Below are 14,613 nucleotides of genomic sequence, written 5' to 3'. Positions count from 1 at the left end.
AAAAGAAAGTCATAGCCAATTTAACCTCAGGCCAATCCATCAATCATTTGTGTAGGTGAAAGCCATCAAAAAAATTGATTCAGACAAATCAAGAATACTGAAAACTACTAATTTGTAGTTAATTGAATAAGTTAGATGTACCGTATAGCAATAACATATAGAATAAAAATGAATTTCTTATTGTTTTAAAAAGATATTCTTCTAAAAAATCTTTAGAAGAATATCTATCTGGCGTTCTTTAATGATCATGTTCTAAATAATCTGGTTTTTTCGGAAGCGCAAGGCTACATAAGAAACAGATAATCAGCATGACAATGACATATATAAAGAAGGTATTTTCAATTCCGGCAGCTTTGAACTGTAAGGCAACTGAAGGTGCAGAACCACCAAACAGCGCATTACCTACCGCATAAGAAAATCCTACGCCTAAAGCTCGTACATGAGGTGGGAACATTTCAGCTTTTACCAAGCCACTGATAGATGTATAGAAACTGAGTAACATCATCATAAAAATAAGTAGCAAGGTAATAATGATCGGCGAATCAATATAGGCACGCATCCCGATCACCATGACTGGGTATATAAAAATCGCAGACAATAAGCTAAAGGCCAACATTGAAGAGCGTCGCCCAATACGGTCGGAAATTGCACCAAATACAGGTTGAGCACACATATAGACAAATAGGGCGAAGGTCATGATATAACCAACGGTTTTTCCATCCATTCCTAAATTGGTTAAATAGGTTTTTGAATAAACAGTCTCTACATAAAACGTTAATGAACCAGCAGAAGTGTATCCAACCACCAATAAAAAGGTTTTCCAATGTTTCTTAAAGAGTTCTCTTAAGCTACCAGACTCTTTTCGTTCGCTGTCTTGATGAGAAAGCGTTTCTTCTAAGCGACTACGTGCAAGCAAAGAAAAAATTGCTGCAATACCACCAATAACAAACGGAATACGCCATCCACCATCATGTAATTGTTGTTCACTTAAGAACGTTAATAAAATTACACCAAGTAAGCTTGCGAGTAACTGACCACCAGAGAGGGTGACATATTGGAAAGACGAGTAAAAACCACGTTGACCTTTTAAGCCTAATTCACTCATATATGTTGCTACTGCACCATATTCACCACCAACCGATAAGCCTTGAAGTAAGCGCACTACCAGTAAAAGAAAAGGGGCAAATAAGCCAACTTGGTCATAAGTAGGTAGGGCTGCAAATAGAAAAGAACTCAAAGCCATCAGACAAATTGAGATGACCATCGACTTTTTTCGACCATGCCGGTCTGCAATTCGTCCAAATACCCAACTACCAATAGGACGCATAAAAAAGCTTGCAGCGAATACGCCCCACACATAGATAGATTTAGTCGTACTATCCATATCTGGTGCAGTTAGAGCTTGTGTAAAGTAGGCAGCAAATACTGCATAGATATAAAAGTCGAACCATTCAACTAAATTACCAGAGGCTGCGCCTACAATCCCACGTATTCTGCTACGTTTTTCTTCCTGAGTGTATGTCATATTTCTTCCATCATTTTGCAGACAAAAATGAGGAATTTTTAGATATGCTGGATAGAAAATAGAATGAAACTTTAAATATCACTCAATCCTGAGCACTTCCTTAAATTCCTAACCATTCATTTTTTCTAATTTTAAAATTCGTTTCTAGTAAGATTACGTCCTTTTGTTCGATTTAAAGATAATTTTACCAATGATCGAACACTTCCTTTCATTTAACTTAATAATTAATTCTATTTAAAATCAGTGAGCTAATTTACAACGGTACTTTTCTATTTTATTTCTCCTTTTAAGTTTCATTTCGAGCTTAAGTTTATTTTGAATATTTGGTAATACTTAAAAAGTTATAGCGTCAATTCCTAATAAAATAAATGAAATTTATATAATGATAAGTTTATAAAATTTGTGTCAAATACACTTAATCGAAAAAGTACAGAATGTATTGTTTCTCAATATATGTAGCTGTATTCTTGCGTGGCTAAAAATAGACTCCGCACTCATTTCTAGCGCTTTAGAATTATGCACGGTATGGCAGGTAGTTATTCAATGGAAAGACGTTCGATAAATCTTCACTTCATGACATGCTCTAAAACAGCATTGGCTTCATCTATTGCACTCATAACATCTGTCGTCTATGCAAATGAAGCGGAGGTTTCGCAGCTCCCAACTATTACTGTGAATGCTACACAAAATAATGATGCACTATATACGTCTAAAAAAGTTAATTTATCTGGTTTTCAAACTAGTGATGTAAAGAAAGTTCCTGCATCTATTACAACCATTACCTCTGAGCGTATAGCAGACCAACACGCAAAAACTTTAACTGATGTTATTAAAAACGATTCTTCTTTAGGGGATGGCTATGCTGCGATTGGCTACTATCCAAATTTTGTAGCACGTGGTTTTGCGCTTGATTTAGGCTCAAGTTATCTCATTAATGGCCATAATATACGTGGCGAACAAAACGTGGCTTTAGAAAATAAAGAACAAGTTGAAATCTTAAAAGGCATTTCTGCAATTCAATCTGGAATGTCGACGCCGGGTGGTGTGGTTAACTATGTAACCAAAAGACCAGCCTATGTTAAAAACATTACTGTAGATGCAAATTCAGAAGGCGGCTATACACTGGCAACAGATGTTGGCGGCTTTGTTAATAATAGTTTTGGTTATCGAATCAATTTAGCCCATGAAAGCATCCATCCAAATGTTGATCACGCAAATGGTAAACGAGAGTTTGGTTCAGTTACTTTAGACTGGAAAATTAATGATCGCTCTAAACTACTGTTTAATATTGAAGCGCAACATCAAAGCCAACGCTCAGTACCAGGCTATCAACTGCTTGATGGGCAAGAAGTACCAACAAATGTAGATCAAGACCGTTTATTAGGGTATCAGTCTTGGAGTAAACCGGTTGTAAATAACAGTGTAAATGCAAGTTTGAAATATCAATATGCATTTAATGATCAATGGAATGCTAGCTTAAGTGCATCGCAAAGCCGTGTTGTGATTGATGATTATATTGTGTTTCCTTATGGAAGTTATTATTCATCGGGTAATCCACTTGCAGTATTTGACAAAGATGGAAACTATGATCTTTATGACTATCGTAGCCCAGATGACACACGTATAACTAATCAGTTTTCTGCTGGGTTAGAGGGTCAATTCAATACTGGCAATATTCAGCATCAGGTAGCTTTTGAATTGCAAAATACACGTAAAAACCTGAAGCGTTATGATCCGAGTAATCAACTTATTGAGAATGAAATTGGCAATATTTATACTGATTCATCAGATTTTAAAATGCCACCTGAAAAATTAGGCAATCGCTTTAAAGCCCTAGAAAGCGATCAGACTGCATTTACTCTATCTGACCGAGTTCAATTTAACGATCAGTGGTCAACTTTATTGGGTGGGAAACTTATTCATCTTGATGAGCAAGCTTATAAGTCAGATGGGCAGCAAAGCCGAGACACCGATTTAAATAAGTTCTTACCGCAATTAGCTCTCATGTATAGCCCAACTGCTAAGACGAATCTTTATGCTTCATATGCCAAAGGATTATCAGATGGTGGTGAAGCACCTTGGTTTGCTAATAATGCTCTAGAAGTTTTATCACCGAAAAAATCTGAACAATATGAAGTTGGTATTAAGCAACAAATTCGAAACTTCTTATTAACGGCAGCAGTTTTCGATTTAAAACAAGACAATCAATACAGCAAATTAAATGCAGAAGGAACTTTCGATTTTGTTTCACAAGGCGAACAACATAACCAAGGTATTGAATTAGGTTTAACAGGTGCCTTAACCGATACACTCGATGTAAGTTCAGGTATTACCTATACTAAATCTCGTCTAGTTGATATTGATAGTGACAGCTACAAAGGTCATCAAACTCAAAATGTACCGAAAGTACGCGCAACTGCACAGTTATCTTATAAAGTACCTTCAGTTGAAGGATTAAGATTACTCAGTGGCATGCAATACAGTAGCGGTAAATATGCAAACAAAGAGGGAACTGCAAAAGTAGGCGGATATAGCGTTTTTAATGTTGGTGCTGCCTATAAAACAAATTTTGCTGGGCATGACACAACTTTTAGATTCAATATTGATAACTTATTTAATAAGAAATATTGGCGTGATGTAGGCGCATTTATGGGAGATGACTATCTGTTCTTAGGTAATCCTCGCACAGCTCAATTTTCTACAACTTTTAGCTTTTAATAGTTGTTATGGAACAAATAAAAAAGGAGCTTTTAAAGCTCCTTTTTTATTTCAGGAATTAAGCCGACATTTTTGGTTTAACCATATTATTAATCGACAAGATATCATCAAGCACTTGTGCTGATAATAAACCTTCATTTTGAACTAAAGCCAATACGCTTTGTCCAGTTTCGTTTGCTGTTTTAGCAATACGAGTTGTAGTTTCATAACCTAGATATGGGTTAAGTGCAGTCACGATACCAATCGAGTTTTCAACCAAAGCTTTACAATGCTCAGGGTTCGCCGTAATTGTATCAATACACTTACTTTGGAACATTGCCATTGCTTTACCAAGTAAGTCCATTGATTCAAACAGTTTGAATGCAATAAGTGGTTCCATTGCGTTTAACTGTAATTGGCCAGCTTCAGCAGCTAAAGTTACAGCCAAGTCATTTGCAATAATTTGGAAGCAAGCAAGGTTCATCGCTTCAGGAATAACAGGGTTTACTTTACCCGGCATGATCGAGCTACCCGGTTGGCGAGCTTCTAAATTAATTTCATTAATGCCAGTACGTGGACCACTTGAAAGTAAACGTAAGTCATTGGCAATTTTTGAAAGTTTAGTCGCGGTACGCTTTAATAAACCAGATAAAAGAACAAAGTCGCCCATATCTGAAGTTGCTTCGATTAGATCAGGGGCAGACTTAATTTTCTTACCAGAAATTTTTGCAAGTGCTTGAATAGCGAGTTCACGGTAACTATATTCAGTAGTAATTCCCGTACCAATCGCCGTACCACCAAGGTTCATATACGCTAAAACATTTGGAATAAGCGTATTAATTTGCTCAAGGTCTTTTTGTAAAGTTACTGCAAAAGCACCAAACTCTTGACCTAATGTCATAGGAACCGCATCTTGTAACTGCGTACGGCCCATTTTTAGGATGTGAGCAAATTCTTGAGATTTATTGCGGAAACTTAAGATTAAATTGTTAAAAGGAAGATTTAGTTCATCTAAGCTTAATAACAAACCTAAGCGAATCGCAGTAGGGTATACGTCATTTGTTGACTGTGACATGTTAATGTCGTTATTAGGATGCAAATACTGATATTGGCCTTTTGCATGTCCCATATATTCTAAAGCGACGTTTGCTAATACTTCATTTGCATTCATATTTGTTGAAGTACCAGCACCACCTTGCATCATATCTATCGGAAACTGATCATGAAAATTACCGCGAATCAGCTGATTACAGCTGTATTCAATTGCTTCAAATTTAGTCTGATCTAAGCTTTTAAGATTATAGTTCGCTTCAGCGCAAGCAAGCTTTACCATTGCTAAAGCTTTAATAAGGTGAGGGAAATTTCCGACCTTGCTTTGAGTTAAATTAAAGTTTTCTAAAGCACGTAATGTTTGAACTCCGTAGTAGTCGTTATTATTGATCTCTCTATAACCAATAAGATCCTTCTCAATACGGGTGGTAATTTCAGCGTTCATCATTAAACTTCGAATTAGTAAAGAAGATAATTCATATTAGATTTCGAAATGCTTCACTTCTAATGCATTTATCAAGTTAATTATGCATTTTTTGCATATCAAATTTTTAATTTTATAGAGAACTAACGAGGAGATTTCACTTACAACTATTAATTTAACTTAAATTTTATTATTTAAATTAATATCTTAATATTAAAATAAGGTTAATTAAAAAATTGCTTGATACATTGAAATGTCATCTAATTTTTGAAAAGCAACTTATTACAAAATTTAAGACTGATTAATTTAAGTGAAATATCAACTTAATTATCTTTATTATTAGCTTTTAAAGTGTAGCTTATCTAACAAATTTATATAAAAACGTGATGCATTTCACATAAAAACAACTATAATATGAAAAAATCTTAGTTTTAAGTTTATGTTAAAAGTCACAGCCGCATTAATTATCTTGGGAAGTTTTACATACTATGTACTTTTCCATGGTGAAGAGAAAAGTGAGTCTAAAACTTCTCGTCTGCTTAAAGAAGCAGAGCAATCTATCGCTTCTGCTGAAACCTCTGTAAATAAGGCCAATAGTATTGTACCCATATCTTATAAGTAGCTACAGCTCTTAGGTTAATCTTTTATATCTTTCATCAAAATATTGTTTTACTTAGACTTTTTTAAGGTTTAGGTAAAAGACTGTATGTATAGAGACAAAACTCATGAGAATGAAGTTTATCGCCTATGATCCCAATTCTGGGGAAAAATTAAGCTTAAAAGAGCATATTCACCACATGGATAAATACACCACTTATATCTTTTTTAGTGATGAAAAGGACAATATGGTGTTCAATCCACAGAAAAAGCAAGTTTTTGAAATTACTCAATATACTTCTAATATGATGGTTGAAATTTCAAGGAAGCTATATTATCTCATTGGTGAATACTAGAAACTCATCTGTATTCAGTTTTAAGTTAAATACTTTAGTAGAATAGTCAGGTTTTTTGGATTGAGCTATACTGCAAGCATGTCTTCTGATTTAAATGAATTTATTGAGTCAGAGAGCTTAATTCCTGAAATAAACAAGATATTAATTTTTCTGTTTTACAGTCCGTATTCTTCCCCAAGGTACGGACTTTTTTTATTAAAAATAAAACTGGGGCAAATCTTGTGATTATTTCTGTTTTTTATTAAGGGGGAGTTGGTTATTTACTTGAGTTATATTAATCTTACTATTTGATTTAAAATAATTTTTAGAATAATAATTTTAAATTTGTTTGAGTTATTGAGTTAAATCAAAGTCTTTTATTCTCTTACGCTCGTTTCTATGTCAGAATTATTCAATACTTATTTTTATTGTTTGGCTTTGCCAATCCTCCATCGCATTTTTGCAGGTACTCCCATGTTTTATAATTTTTATTCATCGATTCAGCTATTTATTCAGCTTCCCAACCAGACAAATTAAGGACATAAATATAAAAAGGGAATGCATAAAATGAACTTAGAAGTACGTTGGGTAGAAGACCTTTTAACACTAGAGCGTGAGCGTTCTATTTCAAAAGCAGCCGAAAAACGATTTATTAGTCAATCCGCGTTTACGCGTAGAATTCAGCAAATAGAAGAGATGATTGGAGCTGAAGTTATTATTCGAAATAATAAAAATAATATTGAATTTACAGACATCGGACGAATTATGCTGGTGATGTCTAAAAATATTGAGAAGCAGGTAGAAGAAACAGCCAAGCTGATTAAAAATATCAAAAATGAAACCGAATCTACGATTCGTTTCTGTGTTGTTCATTCATTAGCATCGGGTTTTTTGACCACTTTTTTAAAGAAATTCCCAACATTTATGCGTGATTTAAAAATCGAAATTGTCGCAACGAATAGTGGAGAAGGCTTATCTCTTTTAAAAGAAGGAGCCTGCGATTTTATGATTTGTTATGCAGATCGATCTAATATTAATCGAGTTGGTGATGATATTTTAAGTGGTATCAAGATCGCCGAAACAGAAATTGTTCCTGTGTCAGCTACCGAGGCGGACCATACGCCTAAGCATACAATTCAGAGTAACTTTTCATTACTTGCTTATAGTAAACATGCTTATTTACGCAAATTGGTCGATCAATTGATTGAAGGTAAACTGATCTATAAAACCTTATATGAAACTGACAACGCCACCAACTTGAAAGAGCTTGTATTACAAGGTTTAGGTGTGGCATGGATTCCAAAAATTAATGTAGAGGAAGATCTCGCTACCGGAAAATTGGTTATGTTGGACCATAACGAATATTGTCTGCCACAGGATATTTATATTTTTAAAAATAATTTGAGTGATAACAAATCTGTTCAGCAAATCTGGAAGGGCTTCCAAACTCAGCATGATTAAAATTCATAATGATATGTGATGTCTTCAAGATATTTACATACAAAGTAATCAATTAAATAACTCATACCTTTGTCTTTGTGATGAAAGGCTTTATAAAGCATTGCTCATGGTCTAGATTCTTTGTTAATTTAGACCATATATCAATAATTCAGAAATTTAGTGGGCATTTTTATATATGCTGTACATGATTTCATTCCTTTTGAATGGATTATTTGATCCAGACGGAGACAATTTTGTTTGATCTAGATAGTAGATTACTAAATATTTTTTATCATATTTATCGGTTTAAAAGTGTTTCAATGGCTGCTGATGCTATTGGCCTTACACAACCGAGTGTTAGTAATGGACTGAACAAAATCCGTCAGCATTTTAATGATCCACTTTTTATTCGTGTTGGGAATGAGATGATCCCAACCGAATTAGCAAAGGAGATTTTTCCACTCATTAGTGAAGTTATTGATAAAGTAGAAAGCATTAATAACTTTAGTGTGAACTTTGATCCGCTAACTTCAGATCAGCTTTTTACAATTGCGATGACAGATGTATCTCATCTGGTTTTATTACCGCAACTAACCAACTATTTAAAAGAAAAAGCTCCTTTAATTCGCTTGAATATTCGGCCGATTACACCAGAAACTAGCTATCAAATGGCAAATGGTGAGATTGATCTTGCAATTGGCTTTTTACCGCAGTTAGAAGAAGGCTTTTATCAACAAAAGTTTTTTAAACAGCACTATGTGGTGATTAGCTCTAAGAGTCATCCTCGTTTAGACCCAAATAATTTTACTTTAGATGATTACATGCGCGAGTATCATATCGATATTGATGCGGGAATCGGACACTACCATATTAAAAATGAATTACAGAACAAAGGATTGGATCGAAATATCTTAATTCGATTACCGAGCTATCTTGGAGTGGGATTAGTCGTTCAAGAAACAGATGCGATCGCAACGGTGCCTTATTATTTAAGCCAAGTCTTATTGGTGAGAGAAAATTTACAGATTTTACCGGCACCTCTAGACTTTCCAACTTATGATGTTAAACAACATTGGCATATGTCTTGCCATCATAAAAGTAGCCATAAATGGTTCCGTCAAACCTGTTATGAACTTTTTAAAGTCTAGAAAAAGAAGATGTAAGAAAAACTCTTACATCTTCTGCGCGATTTAATTTTTAGATTTCAATTGCAACAGCTGTAGCTTCACCACCACCAATACATAATGCAGCAACACCTTTCTTCTTACCAAGGCGTTTTAAAGCATAGATAAGAGAAAGAATAATTCTTGAGCCAGTTGCGCCAATTGGATGGCCTAAAGCACAAGCGCCGCCATGGACGTTTACTTTTGCCTCATCAATGCCGAGTTCATGAATTGGTGCCATTGCGACCATTGCAAAAGCTTCATTAATTTCCCAAGCATCTACTTCATCAACAGACCAGCCAGCGCGCTCAAGTACTTTTTGAATTGCACTAATTGGAGCAATGGTAAATTCGCTTGGATGTTGTGAGTGAGTAGAAGTTGCAACAATTTTTGCCAAAGTATTTAAACCATGACTTTGAGCATATTCTTCAGTGGTGAGTACTAAAGCAGCAGCACCATCAGAAATTGAGCTTGAGTTTGCAGCTGTAATTGTCCCGTCCTTGCTAAAAGCAGGACGTAAAGTCGGAATTTTCTCAAGATTGGCTTTTAATGGTTGCTCATCTTGATCGATAACTTCGACACCCTTACGTGTTTTGACTTCAACAGGAACAATTTCTTCTTTGAAGTAACCTTCGGTAATGGCAGTTTGCGCTTTTTTCAATGAAGAAATCGCAAAGTTATCCATTTGCTCACGGGTAAAGCCTTTAGTATTTGCCATGTCTTGAGCAAAAGAACCCATTAAGCGGCCTGTTTCAGCATCTTCAAGACCATCTAAAAACATATGGTCCTTAATTTCGCCGTGACCCATACGGTAACCACCGCGAGCTTTAGGTAAAATATAAGGCGCATTGGTCATAGATTCCATACCTCCAGCTACAATAATATTGGCACTGCCTGCTTTTAGAGTATCTGATGCCATTAACACTGCTTTCATTGCAGAGCCACATAGTTTATTAATGGTGACCGCGCCGACATGATCGGGTACACCAGCTTTACGCATCGCCTGACGAGCAGGGCCTTGACCAATACCTGCACTCAATACACAACCAAAAATAACTTCATCTACTTGTTCAGGTGCAACACCTGCACGTTGGATCGATTCACGGATAACAGCCGCGCCAAGTTCTGGTGCAGTTAAAGCCGATAGGCTGCCTTGAAAACCGCCCATTGCAGTACGGCTACCTGAAACTATAACAATTGAACTCATCTTAATATCTCTTATTGATGTATTTGCTAAATTTGCCTTTAGCCGAAACTAAAGGCGCCAGTAAATTAAAAAGTAGGTGGAGTGTAGCTAAGTGTTCTTCCAAAGAACCATAATAAAAATAAAACTAACGGGAAATGCACAACGAGCTGAGTGACTGTAAAACCAATCACATCTTTTGCTTTTAGTTTTAGAATGCCTAACATTGGAAGCATAAAGAATGGATTGATCAAGTTCGGTAAAGCTTCGGCTGCATTATAAATTTGTACAGACCAGCCTAAATGAACTTTCAAATCATTTGCTGCTTGCATGACATATGGGGCTTCAATAATCCATTTTCCACCGCCAGACGGTACAAAAAACCCCAGAATCGCAGAGTAAATCCCCATCACGATTGCAAAGGTTTCTTTTGAGGCGATTGAAACGAAAAACTCAGCTATATAATGCGACAGCGATAAATCTTGACTGTTTAAAGCTTGCGTCATAATAAAAGCGATGCTTCCGTAAAGGGGAAACTGAATTAAGATTCCTGATACAGCTGGAACTGCCTTTGAAACAGCATTTAAGAAGTTTCGTGGTGTGCCATGTAACGCTAAACCAAGCATTAAAAACACAAAGTTGTAGGTGTTTAAACTTGAAATAGCAATGATTGGATTACTTTTTGAAAACTCAAAAAACATCCAGATTAACCCTAATGCGACCACAATAATCGTTAAGATAGGCGAGTTTTCTAACCAATCGCCCGGACGATTAGATTTTTCCTCATGTGGCTTGTCTTCTTCAAACTGCACATCAAAACTATCAATCGTTTTAACATTATTGCCTTTTGGAGCTGAAAAATATGCAATGACGATTGAAACAATGACCAAAATAATAGTCATCGCAATTGATTGCCAAAGGAAAATCGTTTCGGTAAATGGAATAACCCCTGTTAGGTTATAAATTGACTCAGGTAAACTAGTTTTATTCGCTTGAAGCTGTGCTGCCGAAGAGCTAATTCCAAGTGCCCAAGTTGCTCCCATACCAATAATTGCCGCCGCCGCTGCTGCACGGTAATCCATGTTCAGCTCTTTACGTTTTGCTAATGCAATCACTAAAAGTGCAGTAAGAATCGTACTTACTGCCCAATTGACTAATGAAATTAACAAGCTGACAGTTGCAACTAAAACAATAGCACCACGTCCAGAATTTGGAATACGTGCCATTTTTTGGATTAGGAACTTTACGGGCTTAGATACAGAAACGACATAACCCACAATAATGAGCATCGTCATTTGCAGGGTAAAGGGAATAAGACTCCAGAAACCGTTACCGAAGGAAGTCGCGACATCGTGAATAGGTGCACCAATACCTAAAGAGGCAACTGACACGATAATGACGCCAAGTAATGCAAAAATATATGAATCAGGAAACCATTTTTCAGACCAGTCACTAATCCGAAGGGCAAATCTTTCAAAAATTCCTTGTTGTTTTTCCATAGCTGAAAAAATCCTTCTCGTTCTTATTTATAAACAGCACATCCGGTGCTTTAAAGGGCTAAGACTTAAGCTAACTTTGTAACTTAAGTCTTATCTGGCTAACTAAAAATTAGAATTTACGCAACTAAGGTTTTATAAAACTCGACACCTGTAGCAGCTTGAATCTGTTCAAGCGTGACATCTTTAGCAAGTTCAATCAGCTCTAAGCCTTGCGGGGTAATATCCATTACGCCTAAGTCAGTAATGACGCGGTGAACCACACCTTTACCTGTTAAAGGTAGACTACAGTTTTTCACGATCTTTGGCGTACCATCTTTTGCACAGTGTTCCATAAGCACTACAACTTTTTGGACACCAACAACCAAGTCCATTGCGCCGCCCATACCTTTGACTTTTTTACCCGGAATCATCCAGTTCGCTAAGTCACCATTTTCAGAAACTTCCATTGCGCCTAAAATTGCAATATTGACATGACCACCACGGATCATGGCAAAAGATTCTGAACTTGAGAAAAAAGCAGCACCAGGGCGAGCTGTAACCGTTTGTTTACCGGCGTTAATTAAATCGGCATCGACAGTTTCTTCAGTCGGGAATTCACCAATACCTAATAGGCCATTCTCAGATTGAAGCCAAACATTAATATTTTCAGGAATATAATTAGCAACGAGAGTAGGTAAGCCAATACCTAAATTGACATAAAAACCGTCTTCAAGTTCTTTTGCAGCACGTTGTGCCATTTCATTGCGTGACCAAGCCATTTTATACTGCCTCCGTGCTTAAAGTTTTGTGCTCAATGCGTTTTTCAGGTGACGCATTAAGTACAATGCGGTTTACATAAATACCCGCTAAATGGATTTCATCCGGATCTAATTCACCAATTTCAACAACCTGTTCAACTTCGGCGATTGTAATTTTTCCAGCCATCGCACATTCAGGGTTAAAATTTTGAGCAGTTTTACGGAATACTAAGTTACCAGCCTTGTCCGCCTTAAACGCTTTAACAAGCGCAACATCTGCTGTTAAAGATTCTTCTAAAATGTAGTTTTTGCCATTAAAGGTACGTTCTTCTTTACCTTCTGCAATGAGTGTACCGACGCCTGTTTGAGTATAAAATGCAGGAATTCCAGCACCGCCAGCACGTAGCTTTTCTGCTAAAGTACCTTGTGGTGTAAGTTCTACATCAAGTTCACCGTTTAAATATTGACGCTCGAACTCTTTGTTTTCACCAACATAAGAAGAGATCATTTTTTTGATCTGTTTGGTTTGAAGCAAAATACCTAAACCAAAATCATCTACACCTGCGTTATTTGAAATACATGTGAGACCAGTCACACCACTTTGCTTAACTGCAACAATTAGTTTTTCCGGAATTCCACACAAACCAAAACCGCCTACAGCGAGTGTTTGATTATCTGCAATTACGTCTTTCAGTGCTGCCTCTGCATTGGCATAAACTTTATTCATTCTATTGTTATCCTATATCCCTTAGTAATCTTAGTTTTAGCATCACATTTTGTGTTATAGAAGTTAATTTTTTTAAAGGATTAATGAGTATATTCAATGAATGCTATCAAATTAACTACAAAAAATTAGATGTATAGAATGCTAAAATCTTCATGAATTTGCATTAATGTATTGAAAGTTATAATAATTAATAAACTTGGCTTAAGCGTATGCTTAGCACATCCTAAAATGCAGTCTTTAATTTTTTAAAATTTATATTGCACCAAAGCCTCAATAAATTGAGTCGAAATATTTGAAATTTCAAAGTTCTTTTTATAAACAATTCCTACAGTCTTATGAATAGATTCATCCCTTAATTCAATCAATACGTTATGTTCTTTATCAATATGCTTAGCAAAGTGCCGTGGAATTGCGCTTACCCCAATCCCATAAGCCACAAAACTTGATAGTGATGAAATTTGATGACATTCAACTTTTAAATCGAGCGTTATATTATTTCTCAAACAATTTTGTTCAACTAAATATCGAACAATTGAAGGTTTTTGCAATGTCACGAATGGATTTGAACAAAGCTCGGACCATGTAATAGAAGATGATTGAGCAAGTGGGTGAGTCTTAGGTAATAGAGCCAAGAAATCTTCTTCAAACAAAGGGCTAAACTCTAAGCCCTCGGTAAGATCTGGTTCAAAGCAGATGCCAAGCTCGAAAATACCATCTTGTACTTTTTCTATAATGGTCTCGTTAGGGATATCGTGAATTGAAAAGTTAAGATTGGGATGAAGCTCTAAAAATTGATGAATCACCTCAGGCAAAATTGCATGAGTCACAAAGGGCATTGAAGCAATACTTAATGTTCCTCGATTGAGTTTAAAGCGTTGTTTAACGTCGTTCTCCATTTCATCCCAATTGGCGAGTAACTTTTTAGCATAGGGAATGAGAGATTTGCCTTCCTGTGTAAGCTCAACTCGGCGTGTATTACGATTAAATAATTTACCGCCTAATTCTTCTTCTAGGCTTTTGATGGTGAGACTTAAAGCAGACTGGCTGAGATGTAGCTCTAAAGAAGCATTGGCATAGTTAAGTGTACGCGCAAGGGCTAAAAAAGCTTTTAATTGTTTAAGCGTCATTTCTTTCCTTTAGATTACCCAGCTCACTTAGAAGGGTAATTTATACGAAAATTTGTTTAATATGATGTTTTTTTAAAAAATTAAGAAAAAGAAATAAAGAGCAATACGA

General features: G+C 35.9%; 12 protein-coding genes. 5 read left to right on the top strand and 7 right to left on the bottom strand.

Annotated features, from left to right (window positions below; translation table 11 throughout):
* Positions 1-238: 238 nt before the first annotated feature.
* Positions 239-1,525, bottom strand: a complete 1,287-nt coding sequence (locus tag KTJ10_RS00680; protein WP_060465671.1) for an MFS transporter — start codon at positions 1,523-1,525, stop codon at positions 239-241.
* 516 nt (positions 1,526-2,041) lie between these two features.
* On the opposite strand from KTJ10_RS00680, the gene KTJ10_RS00675 reads away from it, so the two are divergent.
* On the top strand, positions 2,042-4,243 hold the full coding sequence (locus tag KTJ10_RS00675; protein ID WP_262441104.1) for a TonB-dependent siderophore receptor: 2,202 nt from the start codon (positions 2,042-2,044) through the stop codon (positions 4,241-4,243).
* A gap of 58 nt (positions 4,244-4,301) precedes the next feature.
* Here the strand turns inward: KTJ10_RS00675 and KTJ10_RS00670 are convergent, their stop codons facing one another.
* Positions 4,302-5,720 carry an aspartate ammonia-lyase gene (locus KTJ10_RS00670; protein WP_017399577.1) on the bottom strand — a complete coding sequence of 473 codons (1,419 nt, stop codon included), beginning with the start codon at positions 5,718-5,720 and terminating at the stop codon, positions 4,302-4,304.
* A gap of 415 nt (positions 5,721-6,135) precedes the next feature.
* On the opposite strand from KTJ10_RS00670, the gene KTJ10_RS00665 reads away from it, so the two are divergent.
* The 4 genes from KTJ10_RS00665 to KTJ10_RS00650 all read left to right on the top strand — a co-directional run bounded on the left by KTJ10_RS00665 (position 6,136) and on the right by KTJ10_RS00650 (position 9,216).
* The gene (locus KTJ10_RS00665) at positions 6,136-6,318 is read left to right on the top strand and encodes a hypothetical protein (RefSeq protein WP_002113649.1); all 183 of its coding nucleotides are present in this window, start codon (positions 6,136-6,138) and stop codon (positions 6,316-6,318) included.
* Between the two features lie 109 nt (positions 6,319-6,427).
* A complete protein-coding gene (locus tag KTJ10_RS00660; protein ID WP_079284332.1) occupies positions 6,428-6,649 on the top strand; it encodes a hypothetical protein in 222 nt (73 codons plus the stop codon).
* A 546-nt stretch (positions 6,650-7,195) separates the two neighbouring features.
* Positions 7,196-8,089: a LysR substrate-binding domain-containing protein gene (locus KTJ10_RS00655; RefSeq protein ID WP_002113716.1), complete on the top strand. Its 894-nt coding sequence runs from the start codon at positions 7,196-7,198 to the stop codon at positions 8,087-8,089.
* A gap of 233 nt (positions 8,090-8,322) precedes the next feature.
* A complete protein-coding gene (locus tag KTJ10_RS00650) occupies positions 8,323-9,216 on the top strand; it encodes a LysR family transcriptional regulator (RefSeq protein WP_003651675.1) in 894 nt (297 codons plus the stop codon).
* Positions 9,217-9,265: 49 nt separating this feature from the next.
* On the opposite strand, the gene KTJ10_RS00645 is transcribed toward KTJ10_RS00650, so the two are convergent.
* The 5 genes from KTJ10_RS00645 to KTJ10_RS00625 all read right to left on the bottom strand — a co-directional run bounded on the left by KTJ10_RS00645 (position 9,266) and on the right by KTJ10_RS00625 (position 14,504).
* Positions 9,266-10,438 (bottom strand): thiolase family protein, encoded by a 1,173-nt coding sequence (locus tag KTJ10_RS00645; protein ID WP_174756113.1) that lies wholly within the window; start codon positions 10,436-10,438, stop codon positions 9,266-9,268.
* A gap of 65 nt (positions 10,439-10,503) precedes the next feature.
* Entirely contained in the window at positions 10,504-11,913 is a 1,410-nt protein-coding gene (locus KTJ10_RS00640; RefSeq protein WP_262441103.1) for a short-chain fatty acid transporter, read from the bottom strand.
* Positions 11,914-12,029: 116 nt separating this feature from the next.
* Entirely contained in the window at positions 12,030-12,671 is a 642-nt protein-coding gene (locus tag KTJ10_RS00635) for a CoA transferase subunit B (RefSeq protein ID WP_182003517.1), read from the bottom strand.
* 1 nt (position 12,672) lies between these two features.
* Positions 12,673-13,377, bottom strand: a complete 705-nt coding sequence (locus KTJ10_RS00630; RefSeq protein ID WP_199976827.1) for a CoA transferase subunit A — start codon at positions 13,375-13,377, stop codon at positions 12,673-12,675.
* A gap of 245 nt (positions 13,378-13,622) precedes the next feature.
* Positions 13,623-14,504 (bottom strand): LysR family transcriptional regulator, encoded by an 882-nt coding sequence (locus tag KTJ10_RS00625; protein WP_262441102.1) that lies wholly within the window; start codon positions 14,502-14,504, stop codon positions 13,623-13,625.
* Positions 14,505-14,613 lie beyond the last annotated feature (109 nt).

Source organism: Acinetobacter sp. WU_MDCI_Abxc222, from assembly GCF_025514755.1.
Classification (GTDB): Bacteria; Pseudomonadota; Gammaproteobacteria; order Pseudomonadales; family Moraxellaceae; genus Acinetobacter; species Acinetobacter geminorum.
Note: the sequence above shows the minus strand (reverse complement) of the source record. Positions and strands in the feature narration are given on the sequence as shown.